The following is a 22,427-nucleotide window of genomic DNA, read 5'->3' as shown; positions in this document are numbered from 1 at the left end:
CCTATCGTGACGGCCATGACTAGCACCCCATGTTTGGCGCGAGCCGGCCTCGGCGAGGTCACCGCCTCGGATTCGAGTCTGCGCCGGTTTCTCCACGGCCTGCCAGGAGTGGACGAGGTTGCAGCCGAGGCGCGGGCGGCGATGCTGGCGACGCGGTCGATCAAGGCCGACGCGAAACAGTTCGCGCTCGAGCTGCCCATCCGCATGATCGACCTCACCACTTTGGAAGGCAGGGACACGACCGGCAAGGTGGCGACCCTGTGTGCCAAGGCTCGCCAACCCGAGCCGTCGGACCCGGATGTGCCACCCGTGGCCGCCGTCTGTGTCTATCCCGACCTGGTCTCCGAGGCACGACGCTGCCTCGAGGGGTCCGGCGTCAAGGTGGCCAGTGTCGCGACGGGGTTTCCGAGCGGCCGGACCAGTTTGGCGGTGAAGGTGCACGACACCATGGATGCGATCGACGCCGGCGCGGACGAGGTGGACATGGTAATCGACCGCGCGGCCTTCTTCGTCGGCCGCTACCGACAGATTTTCGACGAGATTCGCGCGGTCAAACAAGCGTGCGGTCAGCTACATCTGAAGGTGATCTTAGAGACGGGTGAGCTCGCGACCTACGACAACGTGCGACGGGCGTCCTGGCTGGCCATGCTCGCAGGCGCGGACTTCATCAAGACGAGCACGGGCAAGGTGTCACCGGCTGCGACGCTGCCCGTGACGCTGGTGATGCTGGAAGCGGTACGCGACTTCCGCGACGCTACCGGACGTCAGGTCGGCGTGAAGCCAGCCGGGGGCATCCGCACCGCCAAGGACGCGATCCGCTACCTCGTGCTGGTCAACGAGACAGCAGGACCGGATTGGCTCGACCCCGCGTGGTTCCGGTTCGGCGCCTCCTCCCTGCTCAATGACCTGCTCATGCAGCGTCAGAGAATGCACACCGGCCGCTACGCAGGTCCCGACTACTTCACGGTGGACTGACGATGAGATTTGACTACGCACCGGCCCCGCAACCAACGGACTTCGTCGACCTCGATGCCTCGTACGGCCTGTTCGTCGGGGGCGAGTTCGTCGACCCCGTCGACGGTCGGCGATTCAAGAGCGTGAGCCCGTCGTCCGAGCAGGTACTGGCCGAGGTCGCCGAGGCCGGAGCAGAAGACGTGGACCGCGCGGTCGCGACGGCTCGCCAGGCCTACGACGCGGTCTGGTCGAAGCTGCCCGGCCTGGAACGCGGCAAGTACCTGTTCCGGATCGCGCGCATCATCGCCGAACGCGCCCGCGAGTTGGCGGTGTTGGAGAGCCTGGACAACGGTAAGCCGATCCGCGAGTCCCGCGACGTGGACATCCCACTGGTGGCTGCGCACTTCTTCTACTACGCCGGATGGGCCGACAAGCTGCCCCACGCGGGTTTGGGCACGCACCCGAGGTCGCTGGGCGTGGCCGGACAGGTCATCCCGTGGAACTTCCCCCTGCTCATGCTGGCGTGGAAGGTCGCACCGGCGTTGGCGTGCGGCAACACCGTCGTACTCAAGCCGGCGGAGACGACATCGCTGACCGCGCTGCGTTTCGCCGAGATCTGCCAGCAGGCGGAACTGCCACCTGGCGTGGTCAACATCGTCACCGGGGCCGGGGAGACCGGCCGGACACTCGTCACCCACCCCGGCGTGAACAAGGTCGCGTTCACCGGCTCCACCGAAGTCGGTCGATCTATCGCGCAGTCCGTAGCAGGCACGGACAAAAAGGTCACGCTCGAGCTGGGTGGTAAGGCCGCGAATGTCATCTTCGACGACGCCCCGATCGACCAGGCCGTCGAGGGGATCGTCAACGGCATCTTCTTCAACCAGGGCCACGTCTGCTGCGCGGGAAGTCGGTTGCTGGTGCAGGAGTCGGTCTACGAGGACGTGCTTGCCGGGCTGAAGCGCCGGATGGGCACGCTGCGGGTGGGAGATCCGCTGGACAAAAACACCGACATCGGCGCCATCAACTCACCGCAGCAGTTGGAGAAGATCCGGCTCATGTCCGAGGTCGGTGAAGCCGAGGGCGCACGGCGGTGGTCGCCGGCCTGCCCACTGCCCGAGCGTGGCTACTGGTTCCCGCCGACGGTGTTCACCGGCGTGTCGCAGGCACACCGGATCGCGCGGGAGGAGATCTTCGGGCCGGTGCTGTCGGTGCTCACGTTCCGCACACCAGACGAGGCGATCGAGAAGGCGAACAACACACCCTACGGCCTCTCAGCCGGTGTGTGGACCGAGAAGGGCTCACGCATCTTCTGGATGGCCCAGCGGCTACGTGCCGGCGTCGTGTGGGCCAACACGTTCAACAGGCTCGATCCCGCCTCACCGTTCGGCGGCTACCGGGAATCCGGGTATGGCCGGGAAGGCGGCCGGCACGGCCTGACGGCGTATCTGAGGACCGGTCAGGAGGCAGGGCAATGACTGAACGGTTGACCGTACCCAAAACGCACAAGCTCTTCATCGGAGGAAGATTCCCTCGGTCGGAGTCCGGGAGGTCGTTCATCGTGACCGACTCAAAACGACGTTTCCTGGCCAACGCCGCATTGGCCTCTCGCAAAGATGCTCGGGACGCGGTCGTGGCCGCCCGCAAGGCGTTCCCAGGCTGGTCAGGTGCGACGGCTTACAACCGGGGGCAGGTCCTCTACCGTGTCGCTGAGCTGCTCGAGGGGCGCCGTAGGCAGTTCGTCGACGAGGTAATCGCCGCCGAGGGACTCACCTCCAAGCACGCCCAGGAGGTCGTCGGCGCGAGCATCGACCGCTGGATTTCCTACGCCGGGTGGTCAGACAAGATCGCCCAGATTGATGGTGCGGCGAACCCGGTATCCGGCCCGTACTTCGACTTCTCGGTTCCCGAACCAACCGGCGTGGTCGCGATCGTCGCCCCACAGAAGTCGGCGTTGCTCGGCCTGGTCTCCGTTCTCGCTCCCGTGATCGTCACCGGTTGCACTGCGGTCGTGCTCGCCAGTGAGTCCCGTCCGTTGCCCGCCGTCACACTGAGCGAGGTGTTGGCGACCTCCGACGTGCCTGCCGGGGTGGTCAACGTCCTCTCCGGGCATACCGAGGAGGTGGCGCCGTGGCTGGCGGCTCACATGGACGTCAATGCGGTCGATCTCACCGGTGCCCCGATCCAGCTCGCGGCCGACCTCGAGCGTTCTGCGGCGGAGAACCTCAAGCGGGTGCTTCGCCCGCCAGTCGATGGTGAACCGGATTGGACGGGCGAGTCCGATGTGGATCGAATACGGTTCGTCCTCGAGACCAAGACCGTGTGGCATCCGATAGGTATCTAGGGTGCCCGGTCGGCGTCGCCGATGCCGAAAAATGCGCCCGGGAAAGGCTGGAGAAGGTGTGTTCCATGGCTATGAATCGCCGTGATCTATTAAGGCGTGCGGCTGCGGTCGGCGCGGGCAGTTCCCTGGTCGGTGGCACCTTTCAAGGGTTTGTGGCTCACGCGGTCCAGGTATCGCGGGGGCGGATGGGAAAGCGTTCGCTCGGATACGGACCACTCGTGCCTACTCCCGACAAGCGGGATGGGGCGGAGCGGCTAGCGCTGCCACGGGATTTTCACTACCGATCGTTTCATCCTACTGGTGAACGTCTTAATGAGACCGTGACGATTCCCGGACGCCACGACGGGATGGCGGCCTTCCGTGGACCGAAGGGTCTCACCGCTTTGGTGCGTAACCACGAGATCAACGGCCCGGTGGGCGCATTTGGCGACTCCGGCGTCGCATACGATCCGATGGCCGGAGGTGGTACGACGACCGTTCTCGTGGACGGCTTCGGCAATGTCGAAGACGGTTTCGTCAGTCTCAACGGTACGCAGATGAACTGCGCGGGCGGAGCCATGCCCTGGGGAAGCTGGATAACGTGTGAGGAGACCGTCAACGGTCCTGACGTGGGTCCTGACTTCACCGGCGGCGACAACAGCTTGCTGCGGGAGAAACACGGCTACCTCTTCGATGTCCCCTCCACCGGCCGGTCCACCGCGGAGCCTGTCCGTGCGGCAGGCCGGTTCGCCCACGAGGCCGCCGCGTTCTGTCACCATGACGGCGCGGTGTACCTGACCGAGGACAACTTCAATTTTCCGTCCGGGTTCTACCGCTACACTCCGCCGGTCAACCCCATGCACGCCGCCCACCTGGCCGACGGTGGGCAGTTGGAGATGCTGGCGATCACCGGATGGCCGAACGCGGATCTCGGCGGTGTTGATGGCCCGGCACCCGAGATCGGTTCGGTGTTCGAGTGCGAATGGGTCGCCATCGACGACCCGGATCCGACGTTCACCGGTACCTCGAGCAACGATGAGGCGATCGTCGCGGTCGGTGACCAGGGACGTGCAGCGGGTGCGGCGCTGTTCGCGCGGCTCGAGGGAGCGATCGAGGACCGTGACACGATCTATTTCTGCTCGACGCAGGGCGGCAACCAGCCGCCGGGTGAACCGCCCCCAGCGGGCTTCGGCCGTGGCCGTGGTCAGATCTGGGCGTACCACGCGCCGACGTCCACCCTGCGGTTGATTTACGAGTCACCCTCGCGGCATGTCCTGGACCTACCGGACAACATCACCACGAGCCGTCGAAACACGTTGGTTCTGTGCGAGGACGGCGATGACGGGAACTATCTGCGGGGCCTGACCCCCGGCGGGGCAATTTTCGACTTCGCGAAGAACAACATAGCAGGCCGTATTGACGACGAGTTCGCGGGCGTCACGTTTAGCCCGGACAAGCAGACGCTATTCGTCAATATACAGGCGCGTAACGGTCTGACCTTTGCGATCTGGGGTCCATGGGAGGCTGGCGGTTTCTAAGAAAGTCGCCAGCGTCGACGCGCGATCCCCGGGCTGAAGAATCCAATTTCACAAAGTAGGCAATGTCAAACGGACCTGCGCGATGACCCGAGAGCGCGGGTGGCAGAACCGCACCCCTTGGAGGATGCGGCGCGCAGGAAAGGAGAATTCCATGCGGAATTACAATCACAATACCGTGATTAACTCGCTTCGGTGGCGTGGTGGGTCAGGCGTCGGGCGTGCAACGCGCGTAATGCGCCTCGCCGCGATTATCTCGGCGGTCGCACTCGCGGCGGCGGCGTGCGGCGAGCCGCCACCGGCGAGTGAGCCAGGCGGCGAGCAGTCGGAGAGCGATTTCCTTGCTTGTATGGTCACTGACGAGGGCGGTGTCGACGACAAGTCGTTCAACGAGACGTCGTGGAACGGCCTGCTCAACGCCTATGATTCGGGTGTCATCGCCGAGCCGAAGTACGTCGAGCCGAAGTCGGCAAGCGACTACGAACCCAACCTCAAGAACATGGTCCGCGACGACTGCGGAATGATCGTCACGGTCGGCTTCAACCTCGCGGACGCGACCAAGGCATCCGCTGAGGCCAACCCCGACCAGAAGTACGCCATCGTCGACCACCTCTACGTCGACCAGGAGACGTTCGAGCCGACGCCCATCGACAACGTCAAGTCCCTGGTGTTCAACACCCAGGAGGCGGCCTTCCTCGCGGGGTACCTCGCCGCCGGTCACTCGGAGACGGGCAAGGTCGCGACCTGGGGCGGCATGAAGATCCCGACGGTGACGATCTTCATGGACGGCTTCTACGACGGTGTGCAGCACTACAACGAGGTCAAGGACGCCGACGTGCAGGTGCTCGGCTGGGACAAGAAGTCCCAAGACGGCCAGTTCGTCGGTGACTTCAGCAACTCGACGGTGGCCAAGCAGCTCTCCGAGAACCTGATCTCGCGCGGCGCCGATGTGGTCATGCCGGTGGCTGGTCCGATCGGTGAGTCCGCCGCCGTCGCGGCCAAGGACGCGGGCGACGTCGCCCTCATCTGGGTCGACACTGACGGCTATAAGACGCTCACCGAGTACCGCGACATCCTGCTGACCAGCGTGGTCAAGGGCATGGACGTCGCGGTGGAGAAGGCCGTGACGGCGACCGCGGAGGGCAACTTCAGCAACGAGTCCTTCATCGGCACGCTGGAGAACGAGGGCGTCTCGATCGCGCCGTATCACGCCTTCGAGGACAAGCTTGACGATGAGCTCAAGAAGGAAGTGGATGAGCTGCGGCAGCAGATCATCTCTGGTGAGCTGAAGGTCGAGTCCGATGCCGCCTTCTAGCGATTCGTCGATGATCACACGTCCAGGGCCCGTCACAGCCACTCGGGTCACAGGCACTCGATTAGAGAGAATGCTGGCGAAGCTGCAACTGAGGGGGATCACCAAGCGGTTCGGCTCGCTCGTCGCCAACGACCGCATCGACCTGACCGTCGAACAGGGTGAGATCCACTGTCTGCTCGGTGAGAATGGTGCTGGCAAGAGCACGTTGATGAACGTGATCTACGGCTTGCTGCAGCCGGACGAGGGCGAGATTCTCGTCGACGGCGAGCCGATCGTCTGCCACAACCCCGCCGACGCGATGGCGGCTGGCATCGGCATGGTGCACCAGCACTTCATGCTGGTGCCGGTGTTCACCGTCGCGGAAAACGTGATGCTCGGCGCGGAGCAGACCTACGGGCCTGACTTCCTCGACATCGACGCCGCGCGTGAGCAGGTCCGTGAGATCTCCGCCCGCTACGGCTTCCATGTCGACCCGGACGCGGTTGTGGAGAACCTTCCGGTCGGCGTGCAGCAGCGGGTGGAGATCATCAAGGCCCTCGTCCGCGACGCGCACGTGCTCATCCTGGATGAGCCGACCGCGGTGCTCACTCCGCAGGAGACCGATGAGCTGATCGAGATCATGCGCCAGCTCAAGGCCAACGGCACCTCGATCGTGTTCATCACCCACAAGCTGCGGGAGGTCCGCGCGATCGCGGATCGGATCACCGTGATTCGGCTCGGGAAGGTCGTCGGTGAGCCGGACGTCTCGGCCAGCGAGAGCGAGCTGGCTTCGCTGATGGTCGGCCGCGCGGTGACGCTCGCCGTGGACAAGGAACCGCCCGATGTCGGGGACGTCGTCGTCGACGTCCGTGGCTTGACCGTGGTGGACGAGCGGGACTACATCGTGGTGGACGACGTCTCGTTCGACGTGCGGGCAGGCGAGATCCTGGCGGTCGCCGGGGTGCAGGGCAACGGCCAGACCGAGCTGACCGAGGCGATCATGGGCCTGCAGCGGCGGGCGACCGGGTCCGTGCTGCTTGGCGACGTCGAACTGCTCGGCAAGTCGGTGCGGTCGGTGCTGCGCGCCGGGGTCGGCTTCGTGCCGGAGGACCGCAAGGTCGACGGCCTCGTCGGGGACTTCTCGGTGGCCGAGAACCTGGTCCTCGACCGGCATGACCAGGCACCGTTCGCCTCCGGCCCGATGCTCAAGCCCGCTGTCATCCGCCGCATCGCGGAGGACAGCATCGCGGAGTTCGATATCAGGACGGGCAGCGGCGCCACGCTCGCCAGGACGCTGTCCGGCGGCAACCAGCAGAAGGTCGTCATCGCGCGGGAGCTGTCGCGGCCGTTGCGGGTGCTGATCGCCGCACAGCCGACGCGTGGCCTCGACGTCGGCTCGATCGAGTTCGTCCACAGCCGCATCGTCGCGGAACGGGACAAGGGGACGGCGGTGCTGATCGTGTCGACCGAGCTGGACGAGGTCAGCGCGATCGCGGACCGCGTGCTGGTGATGTATCGCGGCACCGTCGTCGGCGTCGTGCCTGGCGACACCGACCGCGACGTGCTCGGCCTGATGATGGCCGGGGTGCCGGCCGATGAGGCGGCCGAACGCGCGCGGCAGCATCACACGCTGATCGAGGGGCTCGCGGCGGGCGAGGACGGTGACGAATGAGTGAGAACGCCAGCAACGAACTGACCGTCGGCCAGCGGTTCTTCCGGGAGCTGACCACCGGCGGCACGGCGCTGACGCTGCTGTCGATCCTGCTCGCCATGCTGATCGGCGCGGTGCTGATCGTGGTCTCCGATCCCGACGTGCAGGGCACGGCGGCGTACTTCTTCTCCCGGCCGACCGACACGCTGCTGGCCATCTGGGAGTCCGCGAGCAGCGCCTACTCGGCGATGTTCGCCGGGGCCATCATCGACTTCGACGCCGCGTCGGTTGGCGACGCGCTGATTCCGCTCGCGGACACGCTGACCTACGCGACGCCGCTGATCGGGGCCGGGCTCGCGGTGGCGCTGGCCTTCCGCGCCGGGCTGCTGAACATCGGCGCACAGGGCCAGATCCTCATCGGCGCGACGCTGGCCGGCCTCGTCGGCTTCGGGATGGACCTGCCCGCCGTGGTTCACATCGGATTCGCGGTGCTCGCCGGGTTCATCGGCGGCGCGATCTGGGGCGGCATCGCCGGGTTCATCAAGGCTAAGACCGGCGCGCACGAGGTGATCGTGACGATCATGCTCAACCACATCGCGGCGCTACTGTTGGCGTACTTGCTGACCACGCAGTTGTTCCGGCGCGAGGGTCAGGCCGCCCCGATCAGTCCGTTCGTGGCTGACTCTGCGGCGCTGCCGAGGTTCTTCGACGGCTCCCGGCTGCACCTCGGCCTGTTCGTGGTGCTGTTGGCTGCCGTCTACAGCTGGTGGCTGCTGTCCCGGAGCACCATGGGCTTCCGGTTCAAGGCGGTCGGCCACAACCCCCACGCCGCGACGACGGCTGGCATCTCGGTCGGGCGGTCGTACACGGCGGTGATGTTCATCGGCGGCGGTCTCGCCGGCATCGCGGGTGCGTCGCAGGTGCTCGGCACGGAGAGCTATCTGTCCACCAGCATCGCCGGTGAGCTGGGCTTCGACGCGATCACCGTCGCGCTGCTTGGCCGGTCGAGCCCGATCGGCACCGTCGCGGCGAGTCTGCTGTTCGGCGCGCTGCGGGCCGGCGCGGTGACGATGCAGGCGCAGACCGGCACCCCGATCGACATCGTGCTGGTGGTGCAGTCGTTGATCGTGCTGTTCATCGCGGCGCCGCCACTGGTGCGGGCGGTGTTCCGGATCAAGGTGCGGGCAGCGTCGCCGATGGCGGCCGAGGTCGGAGGGAAAACGGCATGACACCCGCTGTTTCAACCTCAAGATCGAAATCATGCCGCTGTTGGCGTGATCTGGCGTCGAAGTGCGCCGTGTTTGGTGGGGGCGTAGGAGGTGCTGTCGAGCCAGCATCGCCAGATGACGCGGATCCATGCTCGGACGAGGACGCGCACGGCATGCGGGTGGTCCTTGCCGTCGGCGATGGCGTCGCGGTAGATCTTCGCGGCCCAGGGGTTGGCGTGTCGGCTGTTGTCGGCGAAGCTGGTCATCGCTCGGCGGAAGTGCTTGTTGCACGCCCAGCGGAAGTGCACGGCCCGGTGTTTGCCGGACTGATTGGGGACTGCTGTGCATCCGGCAAGGGCGGCGACGGAGTCGGGGCATTCGTAGGCTTGCCGGCAGTCGTCCCACCCAGCGAGCATCTGGGCGGCGTTGATCTGACTCGACCTTGGCAGCGACGTGAGGATCTTGCCGTCCGGGCGCTCCCCGAGGTGGGCGACGGTCGAGCGGTCGAGATCTTTGATCGCAGTGCCCAGGGCGGTCAGCACGCTGGCCACGGCAAGCACGGCGTCGCGCAGGGCCTCGGTGAGTGCCTCGTCGGTTGTGCCGGTGACGGTACGGAGCCGGTGCTGGCGCAGATGGAGGTACTCGGCGATCATCGCGGCGTTGCCGGCGTCGGACTTGGCGCCGGAGAACACCTCGCCGTCGCGCCAGGTCTTGATCGCGTTCGGGTTGACCGGCACCACTGGGTGTCCGGGCTCCAGAAGCAGGTCGACCAGACGGCCGTTGGGGCGCTCGATCGCGATCGGGATGTCCGCCGGGTCGCCCAGCTCGGCCAGGCGGCGGACCAGCACCGCGATCCCGTCCGCGGAGGGCTTGATCATGATCTGGGACACGATCTTGCCGGTGACGTCCATGATGCACACCGCGTGCTCGACGGCAGCCCAGTCGATCCCGACAAAATGCAGCGTTTCGTTCAACGCAAGCGCCCCAGTGACTCCGTGCAGTGGCAGCGCCGGCCCGCCGGCGAGGCCGACTCCCGGGTGGTCACTAACCGGCGCTCCACGACACGTCTCCCTGGTGCCAGTCGGCAGTCCCGCGAGAGCCGAGAGCGACGGTGTCATGCAGGCCCTCTACGAGCGACCGAACCTGGCCGTTACCCCGGCTCCCGCCGAGTCCCTTCAACGAACCCCAAGATCATGAGGCACGCAGGAGGTCAGACGCCATGACACAGCTTGCGACTCGTCCGGCAGAGAGCCCGGACACCGAAGCGGCCGTCGTCCTCACCCGGCACTGGCGCACGCCGATCATGTTCGGCGTATTCGGACTGCTCGCCCTCGTCGTCTTCGGCATCCTGCCCGAGGGTGGGCGGCAGAGCACTTACGGGCTGTCGCTGCGGGACGACGCGATCCAGCTCGCGCCGATCTCGGTGCCGTCGAAGCTGGCCGCGATCCTGCTCGCCCTGGTGTGTCTCGGCCTCGCGTGCTACGCGACGTGGCAGACCTACCTGGGCCGCAGGGTGCCGCTGTGGCTGTCGATCACCTTCGGCGTCGCGTTCGTGCTCGCCTTCTTGACCTGGGCCGTCGCCGGCTCCGAGATCTCGCTGACCTCGGCGTTGCAGGGCACGCTCGCGCTCTCGGTGCCGCTGATCTTCGGCGCGCTGTGCGGGATGATGGGCGAACGCACCGGCGTCATCAACATCGCCATCGAGGGACAGTTACTCGCCGGCGCGTTCCTGTCCGGCGTCGTCGCCTCGCTGGTGGGCAACCTCTGGGTCGGGCTGATCGCCGCGCCGCTCGCCGGCCTGCTGGTCGCGTGGGTGCTCGCGGTCTTCACCGTGCGCTACTTCGTCAACCAGATCATCGTCGGTGTCGTGCTCAACGTGCTGGTCATCGGCGTGACGAACTTCCTGTACAGCAGACTGCTCAGCCCCATGAAGGACACCTGGAACTCACCGGGCCGGTTCCCCCGGCTGGAAATCCCGCTGCTGAGCGAGATCCCGGTGATCGGACCGGTGCTGTTCCACCAGACCATCATCGTCTACATCATGTACGTCGTGGTGGTGCTGGCCCATATCGCCCTGTTCCGCACCCGGTGGGGCCTGCGGGTCCGGGCCGTCGGCGAGCACCCCGAAGCCGCCGACACGGCAGGCATTCAGGTGAACGAGGTGCGGTTCCGCAACGTGCTGCTCGGTGGCGCGCTGGCCGGGCTCGGCGGGGCGTACTTCACGCTCGGCGCGGTCGGCCTGTTCAGCCCGGAGATGACGGCCGGTGCCGGATTCATCGCGCTCGCCGCGATGATCATGGGCCGATGGACGCCGATCGGTGCGGTGTTCGCCGCGCTGCTGTTCGGCTTCGCCAACAACCTGCAGAGCGTGCTCGGCATCATCGGCTCGCCGATCCCGAGCGAGTTCATGCTGATGGCGCCGTATCTGCTGACGATCTTCGCGGTGGCCGGTCTCGTCGGGCGGATCCGGCCGCCAGCGTTCAACGGCCAGCCCTACATCAAATCGTGAGTGAGCTGGTGATGGACATCGAGACTGACATCGACTGGGTCGCGTTGCGGGATGCGGCCGCGACGGCCGCGGCGAGCGCGTACTGCCCGTACTCCGGGCTGCGGGTCGGCGCCGCAGCCCTTGTCGACGACGGCAGGGTCGTCACTGGCTGCAACGTGGAGAACGCATCCTACGGCGTCGGCCTGTGCGCCGAGTGCACGCTGGCCGGGCAGCTGCGGCTGACCGGCGGCGGACGCCTGGTCGCGGTCGCTTGCCGCAGCGGTGACGGCGACCTGCTGATGCCATGCGGCAGGTGCCGCCAGATCCTGTTCGAGCTCGGCGGGTCGTCGTGCCTGGTCGACACTCCGCGCGGCGTGCTGCCGATGTCCGACGTGCTGCCGGACGCCTTCGGCCCGGAGGACCTGCCGTGACCGCGCCGAATGGTGTACCGAACGAAGCCTTCCGTTCATTCGCAGTCCGGCGCCCGTCCCGCTCGCTCACGCGACTGACAGTCAGGCATTGGAGATGAACATGAGCGTTGGGCGTCCCTCTCGTCGGCCGTTCCCGCCCGCTCAGGGCGAGACTTCGGGCGACGGTGTTGTCCATGCGGTCGACATCATCGGCGCAAAACGCGACGGCGCGCCGCTACCTGGTGAGTGGATCGACTGGGTCGTCGACGCCTACACCAAAGGCATGGTCACCGAGGCTCAGATGGCCGCGCTCGCTATGGCCATCCGCATCCACGGGATGGATAGCGCGGAGACCGCCCACTGGACGACTGCGATGATCGACTCCGGCGAACGGCTCTGGCTGCCCGTCGACCGCCCTACCGTCGACAAACACTCGACCGGCGGTGTTGGCGACAAGGTCACGCTGGTGCTCGCGCCGCTGGTCGCCGCCTGCGGAGCCGCCGTGCCGCAACTGTCCGGCCGGGGACTCGGGCACACCGGCGGCACGCTGGACAAACTCGAGTCCATCCCCGGCTGGCGGGCCAACCTGTCCACCGCGGAAATGATCAGTCAGCTTACCAATATCAGAGCAGTGGTCGCGGCCGCGAGCACTGCTCTGGCTCCCGCTGACCGGAAGCTCTACGCGCTCCGCGACGTCACCGCGACGGTGGAATCCATCCCATTGATCGCCAGCTCCATCATGAGCAAGAAGATCGCGGCAGGACCCCAGTCGCTGGTGCTCGACGTCAAGGTCGGCTCCGGCGCCTTCATGAAGTCACGCGAGCAGGCGGCTGAGCTCGCGCAGACCATGGTCGAGATCGGGCGCTCCCACGGCGTCGCGACCACCGCACTGCTCACCGATATGGCTACACCGCTAGGGCGCACGGCAGGCAACGCCGTCGAGGTGGCCGAAGCCGTCGATGTGCTGCGAGGCGCCGGCCCCGATGACGTCGTGGAGCTGACACTGACTCTCGCCAGGGAAATGCTGCATCTGGCTGGACTGCCGGATGTGGATCTCGAACCCATACTCGCGTCGGGGCAGGCCTATGAAGTGTGGTGCAAAATGATCCGGGCACAAGGCGGCGATCCGGACGCTCCACTGCCCTCGCCGAAGCACATACACGTCCTCGAGGCCGATGATGACGGCATCGTATCCGAAATGGACGCGCTTGCCGTCGGCATCTCCGCGTGGCGGCTGGGTGCGGGCAGAATCGCGCCGGGCGCGACCGTCCAGCACGCTGCGGGGGTCCGGTTACTCGTAACCGAAGGTGATCGGATCAGCTCAGGTCAGCCGCTCGCCGAACTGCACACCGACACACCCGACGCCGTGCCCGCCGCAGTGTCCGCGTTGTCAGCCGGCATCGTCATCTCGAAGACCCCACCCACACGACGTCCGCTCGTCATCGACGTCATCCGAGGCTAGATCGCCGGCCGCGACCGCGGCGGCGCAGGCAACGTCTGCGCGCTGCAAGGTCCGGCGATTGATCACCGAACACGCCTTTGGCCGCGAGGTGCTCGTCGAATTGGGCGCCGGGAGCGATGTTTGGCCGCGCTAAATTGAGCCGTGCGACGTGTCGGCAAGCCGCAGCTCATAGGGCTGGAGAACTGTGGCTGGGGCGACGAGCCCGTGCTCGGCGGACAAAACGAACCACGAGGCCCCTGTGGCCTCGGCGTAGGAACGTTCCTTCCGGGCGGAAGCTGTCAAGCTGATCAAGGCAGGTTGAGAGCTGAATTAATTGGTTGAGTGGCCTCGGGGCATCTCCTTGTCGGTGTTGGTGGGCTTGTTGATCCAGACCGCGCCGGGCAGCCTCGGGGGTTGCGGGGTGCCGCGAACGAACCGTTCGGGGTTCGCGGCGTAAGCGTCGGCAAGAACTCCGGAGCGCTGCTGGCGGATCTCGTGTGCGGTTCCGAAGTGGACTGACACCGGGGTGTGCAGGCCGACGCCGGTATGGCGATGATCGTGGTTGTACCAGTGGAAGAACTCGCCGCAGAAGCCGCGGGCGTGTTCGATGGAGTCGAACTTCTCGGGAAAGACCGGCCGGTACTTCAGCGTTTGAACTGCGCCTCGCTGTAGGGGTTGTCGTTCGAGGTCTTCGGCCGCGAATGCGACCGGGTGACGTGCAGGTCGGACAGCATCTCGGCGACGGTTTTGCTTTTCATCGCCGCTCCCCGGTCGGCGTGCAGGGTCAGCGTGTCCGGATCGACGTGGTGCTTGGTGATCGACTCGCGCAGGAACCGGCGGGCGAGTTCCTGGTCCTCGCGGTGGGTGATCATCCAGCCGGGTGTGTAGCGACTGTAGATGTCGATGATCACGTACAAGCTGAACCAGATACCGCGGGCAGGACCAGCCAGTTTCGTGATATCCCAGGACCACACCTGGTTCGGCTTCGTGGCCACCAGCTCCGGTTTCACCCGTGGCGGATGACTGGCCTGCCGACGGCGTTCGCGCACCTCACCGTGCTCACGCAGGATCCGATACATCGTCGACACCGAGCAGTAGTACTCACCAGCGTCGAGGAGCTTGGCCCACACCGTGGCCGGGGCCTCATCGACGTGCTCCGGACTGTTGAGCAGCTCGCGCACCCGTGCCCGCTCGGCGGCCGACAGCGCGCGAGGCTGGCTCCGCTCGGTGTGCGGCGTCGGCGCCGGACGTACAGGTGCCGGGCTAGCCCGGTTGTGCCGGTAGTAGGTCGAACGCGCCAACCCAGTCGCCCGGCACGCCTGCACCCGCCCGACCAGATCAGCGAGCTCGTCACACGCGGCCTGCTGCGCCGCGGCGAACACCCCTTCCGGACCGACGCCGGCGTCGGCCTCGCCAGGCGCCGCATCAGTAACCGTTGCGGTCATCTCGGTGCCCGTGCTCATCGTGGCTCGCCCCCGTCGTCGTCGGCGGGGCTGCTGGTGGCGAGCTGATCCAGCAGCGCGGAGAGCTTTCCCTGCACCTCGATCACGGTGCGGGCCTTGCCTAGCTCGGCCTCCAACTTCTCCTTCTCGGCCCGCAGCTTCGCCAGTTCCCGATCGCGCGGATCGGCCTTCGGCCGGCCGACCGGACGATCCAGGGCCTCGAACGCGCCCTGGTCACGCTGCTTACGCCAATGCGAGATCAACTGGTTGTACAAGCCCTCTCGGCGCAGCAAGGCACCCTTGCCCGCCCGGTCAAGCTGCTCGTACTCGGCCAAGATCCGCTTCTTATACGCCGCGGTGTAGCTCCGCGGCGGCTTGTACGCCCGAACCTCCACATCCGGCGCACCCTCCGCATGCTCATCCGTCACGAGCGACTCGGTCTCCTTCGCACGCCCTCACACCAACAATTTCGGGAAGATCACCTGCCCAAAATCAGCTTGACAGAGGAGGGCTATACGTGAGCACCTGTTGTGTGCACCGCGATCAGGAACTCGCGCAGTTGTTCGAGATCAGTGTGGCCAGCACGAGGCGGCTGCTTCATGGGCACGGCGCGACGCGCGGACTAACGGGTTTCGCCCCCTGCGGGCGGCGCGCGCCCAGTTTCGGGTGGGGTCGTGGGGCGATTGTACCGATGGTGGCGGCGAGTTCGCGGCCTGGGCTGGCGCTTCTTTTCGTTGGTCGGTTGGCCCGGGGCTGAATGCTGGGGACACCCGACCAACAAATGCTGACGCAGTGTAGATATTCGAACCGTCCGACTGCTTTTGATCGCTGCCAGATGGTGCGCAGAGCACGAGCCGCGAAGGCGCGGGGCGGTCGGCGGTGCGCATGGCGGCGTCCGAAATACCGTGTCGCGCAGCCGATCGTGTCTAGGTCACTCGCGTGTAGCGCCCCAGGCGGGCGTCGAGTGTGGGCCGCCCTACGCTTTGTTTGTGTACGCTCGTAGCGTCAGTAGTGGCCTGGGTCATTGACGTGCAACCACCGCCAACCGTTGTCGTGCAGGCCCCGCAGCAGTCGTGGGTTACGACCGTAGTTGCGGCCGTCGCGGCGCTGTTCAGCGGCACCGCAGCCGTGGTGGTGGCGCAACTACTTGCACACGACTGCGCGCGCTCGCCGTGAGCAGGCCGCAGCGTTCGCAGTCTGGCTGACAAGTGGAGAATCCCCGCCGTCTGCAACGGTGTTTCTGCACAACGGCAGCCCCCTTCCAGCCTTCGACGTGACCATTCAGTTAGGGAGCGGGGACGTACAACGCCGCTACAGCCTGGGCACTGTCAGCCCAACACGCGAGCCGGTCGAGGACCGGGGTGCAACGACGATGGTTATTGATGCACTGACCGAGAACCTCACGGCGGGGGTACCCGACGCGAAGGACGTGGTTCGGCAGGTGTTCGGTATCACGGGACGGGGATGGCTGCCGCACGCATCGTTGGCGATCGAGTGTGAGTTCCGCGATGCCGAAGGCCAACAATGGCGGCGTGACACAAATGGCGTCCTGACTGCTAGGTCACGACCAGTTCGAAGCCGCCTCCGATTCGGCCGAACGTGATGCGCTCGCTCGTGCCACGTTGTTCTCGCTAATCACACCGAGTTCACCGCCTACGACGTTGACCTGTAGGTGCCAGAGCTTGGCGGCAAGTTCGACCCGCGCAACCCGTCCCACGAGATGCTGATGAGCATGCTGGACGGAAATGAGCGAGTCCGAACGCCAGCATGTGCAGGCGCGAGTGCGTGCAGCGATGGACGCCCACGTGCTCAACGAGCGCAGGCACCAGGGCGGACGCGCAGCATACGGCTACATCGTCGCCGACGGTGCCGGGCGATGCCGTCGCTGAGTCCATGGCGTGCGCGGCGGTCCAGCCTCGTCACCCTCAGGCTGGTCGTCTCCAGCGCCTCAGCCGTACCCATGCCGACCTGGCGGGTTCGGTGCCCACGTCGCGTCTGACTTGGGCCGCGAAGTGTTCTGTCCGCTCGCTCAGGAGTGCCGCAGTTGTGGTGTCCCATGTTCTGTCGTGGAACTCCCCGACGAGGTTGGTGATGGCGACGAATCTCCTCGTTCCTGCTTTGCTGCCCAGCACCTTGATTTTCGCTGAGGATTCCACGAGCAGGGAGTAGACGTGGCGTCGCGCGGTGGTGTCGGATTGGATTGCCTCGAGTGCCCGGCGCAGCCCTTCCGCATAGGCGTCGACCATCCGCTCGTAACGACGCACCTTCCGTTCGGATCGTAATGTCACGAGTGGGGCAGCCAATGTTCCTGTCATTCCGATGACGGCGCCGATAATGACATCAACTGCTTGCAGATTCACTCAAATCCCACCTGGAGAGCGCGGAGCGGGACTGTCCAGTGCTCAGCGATGGTTCCTCCCGGAATTAGTCCATAACGTTGGAACAGCGCGAAGTCGCGGGATCGTCCGGCTTTGTCACAGACCTCCGCTAGTTGAGCGGTGACAGGTTTCTCGGGGCTATAGAGCTGGAAACCGAGCCAGTTCACCACACTGCGTTCCCTTGCCCGTGGGGAGTCGGTAACCTCGCCGGTTGCGATCGCACGGAGATACATTTCGATCGCCTCGGAGAACCTTTGTGTGGACGCCAACAGCTGCGCTTTGCATACGAGCGCGTCAATGTCGCCGGCCTCGATGGCTCGGGTGAGCACGTCGAGCGCCACCGTGCGGGGCGGCGGGTCAGTTGCCCATTCGGGCGGGTGTGTGTCTTCGAGGTCGTACTGACCGTTGTTGTGTCGGTGTTCGCTGCTTTGTGTGTGCCGGAATACCTGTAATGCGACCGGGGCTGCTGCGGAGAAGTCGTTTCGGTCGAAACTCTCTTTGAGATTGTCCAGTGCGATCTCGAATTCGAACCTGCTGGCATGCGCGATGGCCAGGTAGGTGCTGGCCTGGGGCTCACCGAGTGCTTTCGCTTTCCGCAACACACCCACGGCCTGATGGCCTCTGTTCGTATTGATCCAGATTCGTGCCGTCGAAATATAGGCGTGAGAAGCACCGGCGTTGCCGGCGTGTTCGAACAGGTCGGCCGCGATGTTCTGGGCGTTGTGGTCACGGGCTAGCAGACTCGCTATCGAGCAGAGGGCCTGGCTTCGGTCGACCTCGTTCGCGGTCTGGTACCACGCGATTGCCTGCTCCATGTGGGCACGGTCGGTGGCCAGGTAGCGGATCAAGGGGGAGAGGCACTCCGGGTTACTGGCGTCGGCGTCGTGGAAGAACCACTGTGCGGCCTCCGCGGTTTTGCCGTTGGCTGCCACTCGGGCGCACATCGCACCGACATCGACATCGGATTTGGCGCGCACGGCGCGGTTGCGCCACGCTTTGGCCTCGTCGACGTAGCCGAGATCGGCCGCTGTTTCGACCGCTTTCTGGTAGGCGAGTGGTTCACCTGCCCGGGCGGCTGTGTCGTAGCACTCGAGCGCGCGCCGCAGGAGGCCGGCTTCCCGGAACGCGTCCGCGATCGCGATGTAGGGGGCGTACTCATCGAACTCGGCCGCTCGGCGGGCCCACTCCAGTGCCTCGGAGGGAAGCCCGCATGAGACAAGTACCAGCGCTCCCAATGCCATGACATCCCGGGCGCCGTGTTCCGCGGCCGTGTCGAGCCAGGTGAGTGCTTCTTCGCATAGCCCTTCGGCGAAGAGCCAGCGTGCGCCTGCCAGCAGCAGGTCGCTGTCTCCTCGGTCAGCGAGTCCGCGAAGCCACCGTACGGCCGCGTCCACATCGTTCTTCTCCGCGATCGCGGTTGCCCCCGCCGCGAGGGCGTCGGTGTTACCGGTAGTGACGAGTTCCTCGAGCCACGCTATCGCCTCGGGTAGCCGGTCACGGTCATCCTCAACCATCATCTCGGTGGCCACATACACCGAGGTGTCATCGCCACGTCGGGCTGCTTTGCGAAACCACGACACCGCGGCCGCGCGGTCGCCGATCTCGGCATAGGTCAAGGCGGTCTGGGTGGCGCCCTCGCGGGTCGTCGTCCCCAGGGTGGATTGGATCAGATCCAGCGCGGCCTGCCGTCGCCCGGCTGCGACCAGCATCTTCCGGGCAGGTGGCAGGGACTCATGGTCCCCGTTCGCTATCGCGATCTCGTAGCAGCGGTGTGCTTCATCAATGCGACCGGCTTCCCACAGCATGCGCGCAAGAGCTGGCATCGCCGTGGGATCGCCCGCTTCGTGAGACGACACGTACAGCAGGGCTGCCTCCCGCAGCAGACTGCGGCGCTGCGCTTCCTCAGCAGCGGGCCGCAGCTCGTGTGGCGCGACCTCCCTGCGCAGCTCGGCCCAGAGGCGCGCCGGGTCACCGGGGCGTGTGACGACACTGAATCGTTGCCGATCGAGGTAGTCGTCGAGTGTGTACCGTGGCTGGCCGCTCCCGTCCGCGGTCGGGTAGTTCGGTATGAGCACACTGCGGCCGCCGGTGCCCGGTCGCGTGAGATCGGCGATCGCCTCCGCGACCCAGGACTGTGACAGCGTAGACTTCTCACTATCGGTCAAATAGCACGGGGATGTGCGTTCAAGGAACAGCAATGATACCGAGCGGGCTGTGGCGATCCTGCGAAACTGCACCAGAGCCGATAACACTGCCATTGAGCGATAATCGGCGTTGGTGACGCGACGCCTCAGGTCAGGGCCGGCAGCAACATATTGGATGACATCTCCCCGCCGCGCGTACCGGGCGGCGTCGGCGAGCACTCGATCCGGAAGCTTCTGAGCCCGCTCGATCTCAGAAGCCGTCAAGAAGTCCGGAATACGCACGTCCTGCCCTGTCAGGAGTTTTCGCGCGTGCGGGTAGGCGTCTCGCTCACCTGGTGCCGCCCTTCTCGTCAGGGCTCCCCACGAGCGCGCGAGCAGAGTTCCGATTATCAGCACTGGTGCGCGACGCTGGTCGAGAAGGAGCTCCCGCAACGCCTTCGCGACCTGATCCCCCATCTTATCGTCTGATCCGAGCAAGTATTGTTCCGCATCATCTAGCCACACCACAGTCTGGGGCGAGAGTTCACCGCAGCTCTCGAGGAGCTCGTCGGGCGCTATAGGACTCAGTGTCGGCCACACACGCCACCCGGCCAGCGCCAGCGTTCCGTCAGGACGGCGGTGCTGGATCGCTTCCCAACACGCCCGAGTCTTCCCAGCCGTGCCATTGCTCACCGCGAACACGACCGTGCTCGTACCTCGGGCCGCGCGCTCAACACGCTGGACGAGCACACGGTCGACGTCTCTCGAGAGGTACTTCGGTAACCTGGGCTCCTCGCCAGGCAGATGCAGCTGACCACCCGGAAGAGACAGCAACGGTGCCGAGAGCTCACCGACGGGCAGATACTCAAGCCTCTCCACATAGGGCATATATAGGCGCTCGTCGAGCTGCCGGGTGTGCTCCTCCAACTGTCGCCCGCCCGGCGTCAGTAGCCCCTCGTTACCCACCTAGATCATTCTCCTTGCCAGCCCCGAATAGTCTGCGCACGTGCATATGCACGAGAACCAACGCTAGCTTGGGCGGCGAGCACGCGTGGGACGCGACGCACGCTGTGCGGCAGGTGGATAAGTTCGCTCGATGAACGGCCCACAAGGGTTCAGCAGGCCTGATCACCACGCATCGGTTCTCCCCATAGCTTTGGCAACACCGAGCGGGCATACCCGACGTCGGCAAGCCACGCGCTCCCGCAGACTTCGGACTGCCGTTGCTACGTGGTGGCCAGTAGCCGTTCGTGTCCGACTGAGCGGGCATCGACGACTTCCTGTCGCCGACTTCGAAACCGGGCTCGCCCGCGCGTGAGCGTGGTCGGTGTGGCCGCACGTGATGTCGGGGTCGAAGATGAAGGCGTTCTCGGCCGACGACCCGATCCGGCTGCTAGCCCACAACCTGGACTTCTGGGTATCCGCCGTCACCTCCACCATTCATGACCGGCTGCGGGACTTCCCCGAGATCGATAAGGGCAAGATTCCCGGTCCGGTCACCCTGGAGGATGGCAGCGTGTTTGCCGGGGCCGTGGCCGGCAACCCGTGCCTGGCCTGTCCGGCCGACATCGTTGCCGGAGGCGACTGGCACTCAATACTTCAGTACGCGGAACCAGGAGGACTCGATCCTCGCCCTCGTATCCCGGCAGCCGTCCGAGTGCCGTCCTCGTTTCGGCAGTGGGGGATGGCATGACGTCAAGCCACGCGAGTTGTCTCTCGTGCCGCGAGGCGGTACTTCATGCGGTTTGCCTCTTGCTGCGCCGACGCCGGTTGCCCCCAGGTTCGGCGCTTCTACTCGTTTCAGTTGGGATGCGGAAATTGGGCGCGCCCGTCCATGTTTGCGTAGCCAGTACGCGCTCGTACGGCGCACCGCTTCGGTGAGACCGCCAGGCTTGTTGAACTGCCTCGCTCTGGTGTGGGTCTCGTAAGCCCCTCGACGGAAGGGAGAAGATCGACATCGGTCGTGATCACACGAAACCCGTATCCAAGTTCTGCGGTTGCGGTCTTGCCGAGAAGCTGCTTGCGCAGCACGGTGTTCGTCGCAGGCGACAGTCACTGGGTTCCATGCGGTCTTCGCTGGTTAGCATGATTAGCTGGCTCTTCTTTCACGACCTGAGGTGATGGCCAGCTCGGTCGTGTCCAGCGCGCTTTGAAGGTTCGCCAATTCTCTCGGGGGAAGGCTGCCACGGCCGAGTGCGCAGACTTCGACCAGGTTGGTCAGCTCTTGGTGTCGGGCGTTGGCCATGAGGCTTTGGCAGGTGTTGTGGTCGAGAAGCTCGTGGGCGGCGTAGCCATCTTGTCGTGCGATTACGCAGTCGATGAGCTCGAGGGTCATCTGTTCGGTGCGGGACTCGTCGATGTCGCTGATGGCGTCGACGAAGCACAGGGCGAGTCGGGTGTGGAAGACCGCCAACCCGGGCGTGGACGCGTCGAGTTGGTGATAGGGGTAGAGCAGGTTGTCGAGGTCCGGCCGGTCCGAGCCGCCGCAGTGAAGGGTGAGGCAGGCCGTCACCGCGTTTTCCCAGGGCTCACCTGGTTCGGTGTCGTGCAGTAGCCCGAGGGCAGTGCCGGTGTCGCCGGTGACGGCGCGGGCGATCACGGCGACTTGCCGGCCGTCGAGCATGCGGCGGCCGATTCCTTTGTAGACGCCGAGCCGGGTGTGTGCGTCGTGCCAGAGTCCGGCCACAGCGAAGGCACGGGCGCTGGTGGCGAGCAGGACAGCCCACAACCAGCGGCGGACTTCCTGGTGTGCCTCGGCAGTATCGGTCAAGCACGCGGGTATCTCGACACCGTCAATAACGGCGTGTGCGCGATTGGCGACCGCGGCGTAGAGGGCGTCGATGAGGTGGAAGGCCCTCTTACCGTGCCCGTCGCGGATGTGGAGGCGGGCGAGGTTGACCAGCGGTTCCAGGGCATGGCGTGCTGACTGTCCGCTCAGCGGATAGCCGCGTAAGTGCAGCTTGGCTTGCCGGTGGCACCATTCGCGGGCCAGATCGGGCAACCCGCAGTCCGACGCGAGCAGCGCGGCCTGGTTGTGCACGGCGGACGCAGCCGTTCGATCGCCATTCTGGGTAGCTTGTTCGGCGCGTTCGCACAGCTGCGTGACGCGTCGAACCAGGGGGACGCAGGCCGGTCGGGGACGCGCGACCAGCGGGAATCGCTGCGCCACGTGTCCGGTGGGGT

General features: G+C 65.8%; 18 protein-coding genes and 1 pseudogene. 12 read left to right on the top strand and 7 right to left on the bottom strand.

Annotated features, from left to right (window positions below; all coding sequences use genetic code 11):
• Positions 1-15 precede the first annotated feature (15 nt).
• From deoC to AMYHA_RS12560, 7 genes are all read left to right on the top strand, one after another.
• Positions 16-975: a deoxyribose-phosphate aldolase gene (gene deoC, locus AMYHA_RS12590; RefSeq protein WP_034271221.1), complete on the top strand. Its 960-nt coding sequence runs from the start codon at positions 16-18 to the stop codon at positions 973-975.
• Positions 976-977: 2 nt separating this feature from the next.
• A complete protein-coding gene (locus tag AMYHA_RS12585) occupies positions 978-2,429 on the top strand; it encodes an aldehyde dehydrogenase family protein (RefSeq protein ID WP_034271218.1) in 1,452 nt (483 codons plus the stop codon).
• Positions 2,426-3,295 (top strand): aldehyde dehydrogenase family protein, encoded by an 870-nt coding sequence (locus AMYHA_RS12580; protein ID WP_034271215.1) that lies wholly within the window; start codon positions 2,426-2,428, stop codon positions 3,293-3,295. Before AMYHA_RS12585 ends, AMYHA_RS12580 begins: the two co-directional genes overlap by 4 nt.
• A complete protein-coding gene (locus tag AMYHA_RS12575; RefSeq protein ID WP_196776882.1) occupies positions 3,274-4,812 on the top strand; it encodes a PhoX family protein in 1,539 nt (512 codons plus the stop codon). Before AMYHA_RS12580 ends, AMYHA_RS12575 begins: the two co-directional genes overlap by 22 nt.
• Positions 4,813-5,158: 346 nt before the next feature.
• Positions 5,159-6,124: a BMP family lipoprotein gene (locus tag AMYHA_RS12570; RefSeq protein ID WP_196776881.1), complete on the top strand. Its 966-nt coding sequence runs from the start codon at positions 5,159-5,161 to the stop codon at positions 6,122-6,124.
• A gap of 70 nt (positions 6,125-6,194) precedes the next feature.
• The gene (locus tag AMYHA_RS12565) at positions 6,195-7,775 is read left to right on the top strand and encodes an ABC transporter ATP-binding protein (RefSeq protein WP_034271206.1); all 1,581 of its coding nucleotides are present in this window, start codon (positions 6,195-6,197) and stop codon (positions 7,773-7,775) included.
• A complete protein-coding gene (locus AMYHA_RS12560) occupies positions 7,772-8,983 on the top strand; it encodes an ABC transporter permease (protein WP_051399821.1) in 1,212 nt (403 codons plus the stop codon). Before AMYHA_RS12565 ends, AMYHA_RS12560 begins: the two co-directional genes overlap by 4 nt.
• Positions 8,984-9,012: 29 nt before the next feature.
• Here AMYHA_RS12560 and AMYHA_RS12555 read toward each other — a convergent pair whose 3' ends face one another.
• A complete protein-coding gene (locus AMYHA_RS12555) occupies positions 9,013-9,936 on the bottom strand; it encodes an IS110 family transposase (RefSeq protein ID WP_269189755.1) in 924 nt (307 codons plus the stop codon).
• Positions 9,937-10,181: 245 nt separating this feature from the next.
• Here AMYHA_RS12555 and AMYHA_RS12550 point away from each other — a divergent pair, with 245 nt between their 5' ends.
• The 3 genes from AMYHA_RS12550 to AMYHA_RS12540 all read left to right on the top strand — a co-directional run bounded on the left by AMYHA_RS12550 (position 10,182) and on the right by AMYHA_RS12540 (position 13,322).
• Positions 10,182-11,471, top strand: coding sequence for an ABC transporter permease (locus AMYHA_RS12550; RefSeq protein WP_034271203.1), 1,290 nt, complete (start codon positions 10,182-10,184; stop codon positions 11,469-11,471).
• 11 nt (positions 11,472-11,482) lie between these two features.
• Positions 11,483-11,881, top strand: a complete 399-nt coding sequence (locus AMYHA_RS12545; RefSeq protein WP_034271200.1) for a cytidine deaminase — start codon at positions 11,483-11,485, stop codon at positions 11,879-11,881.
• Positions 11,882-11,981: 100 nt separating this feature from the next.
• Positions 11,982-13,322, top strand: a complete 1,341-nt coding sequence (locus tag AMYHA_RS12540; RefSeq protein WP_084037139.1) for a thymidine phosphorylase — start codon at positions 11,982-11,984, stop codon at positions 13,320-13,322.
• Between the two features lie 129 nt (positions 13,323-13,451).
• On the opposite strand, the gene AMYHA_RS28410 is transcribed toward AMYHA_RS12540, so the two are convergent.
• The 3 genes and pseudogenes from AMYHA_RS28410 to AMYHA_RS12530 all read right to left on the bottom strand — a co-directional run bounded on the left by AMYHA_RS28410 (position 13,452) and on the right by AMYHA_RS12530 (position 15,171).
• Entirely contained in the window at positions 13,452-13,604 is a 153-nt protein-coding gene (locus tag AMYHA_RS28410; protein WP_157362078.1) for a DUF6884 domain-containing protein, read from the bottom strand.
• A 27-nt stretch (positions 13,605-13,631) separates the two neighbouring features.
• Positions 13,632-14,683: pseudogene (locus AMYHA_RS26420) on the bottom strand (IS3 family transposase).
• 77 nt (positions 14,684-14,760) lie between these two features.
• Positions 14,761-15,171 (bottom strand): hypothetical protein, encoded by a 411-nt coding sequence (locus AMYHA_RS12530; RefSeq protein WP_084037135.1) that lies wholly within the window; start codon positions 15,169-15,171, stop codon positions 14,761-14,763.
• A gap of 1,317 nt (positions 15,172-16,488) precedes the next feature.
• On the opposite strand from AMYHA_RS12530, the gene AMYHA_RS27935 reads away from it, so the two are divergent.
• Positions 16,489-16,632 carry a hypothetical protein gene (locus AMYHA_RS27935; protein WP_231104727.1) on the top strand — a complete coding sequence of 48 codons (144 nt, stop codon included), beginning with the start codon at positions 16,489-16,491 and terminating at the stop codon, positions 16,630-16,632.
• A 36-nt stretch (positions 16,633-16,668) separates the two neighbouring features.
• Here the strand turns inward: AMYHA_RS27935 and AMYHA_RS12525 are convergent, their stop codons facing one another.
• On the bottom strand, positions 16,669-17,103 hold the full coding sequence (locus AMYHA_RS12525; protein WP_157362077.1) for a hypothetical protein: 435 nt from the start codon (positions 17,101-17,103) through the stop codon (positions 16,669-16,671).
• On the bottom strand, positions 17,100-20,210 hold the full coding sequence (locus tag AMYHA_RS12520) for a hypothetical protein (RefSeq protein ID WP_157362075.1): 3,111 nt from the start codon (positions 20,208-20,210) through the stop codon (positions 17,100-17,102). The genes AMYHA_RS12525 and AMYHA_RS12520 overlap by 4 nt, the downstream gene beginning before the upstream one ends.
• A 373-nt stretch (positions 20,211-20,583) precedes the next feature.
• On the opposite strand from AMYHA_RS12520, the gene AMYHA_RS27565 reads away from it, so the two are divergent.
• Positions 20,584-20,937 carry a hypothetical protein gene (locus AMYHA_RS27565; RefSeq protein WP_196776880.1) on the top strand — a complete coding sequence of 118 codons (354 nt, stop codon included), beginning with the start codon at positions 20,584-20,586 and terminating at the stop codon, positions 20,935-20,937.
• A 396-nt stretch (positions 20,938-21,333) separates the two neighbouring features.
• Here the strand turns inward: AMYHA_RS27565 and AMYHA_RS12510 are convergent, their stop codons facing one another.
• Positions 21,334-22,413, bottom strand: coding sequence for a hypothetical protein (locus AMYHA_RS12510; RefSeq protein ID WP_157362072.1), 1,080 nt, complete (start codon positions 22,411-22,413; stop codon positions 21,334-21,336).
• Between the last annotated feature and the right edge of the window lie 14 nt (positions 22,414-22,427).

This window comes from Haloechinothrix halophila YIM 93223 (assembly GCF_000504245.1).
Taxonomy (GTDB): domain Bacteria; phylum Actinomycetota; class Actinomycetes; order Mycobacteriales; family Pseudonocardiaceae; genus Haloechinothrix_A; species Haloechinothrix_A halophila.
Note: the sequence above shows the minus strand (reverse complement) of the source record. Positions and strands in the feature narration are given on the sequence as shown.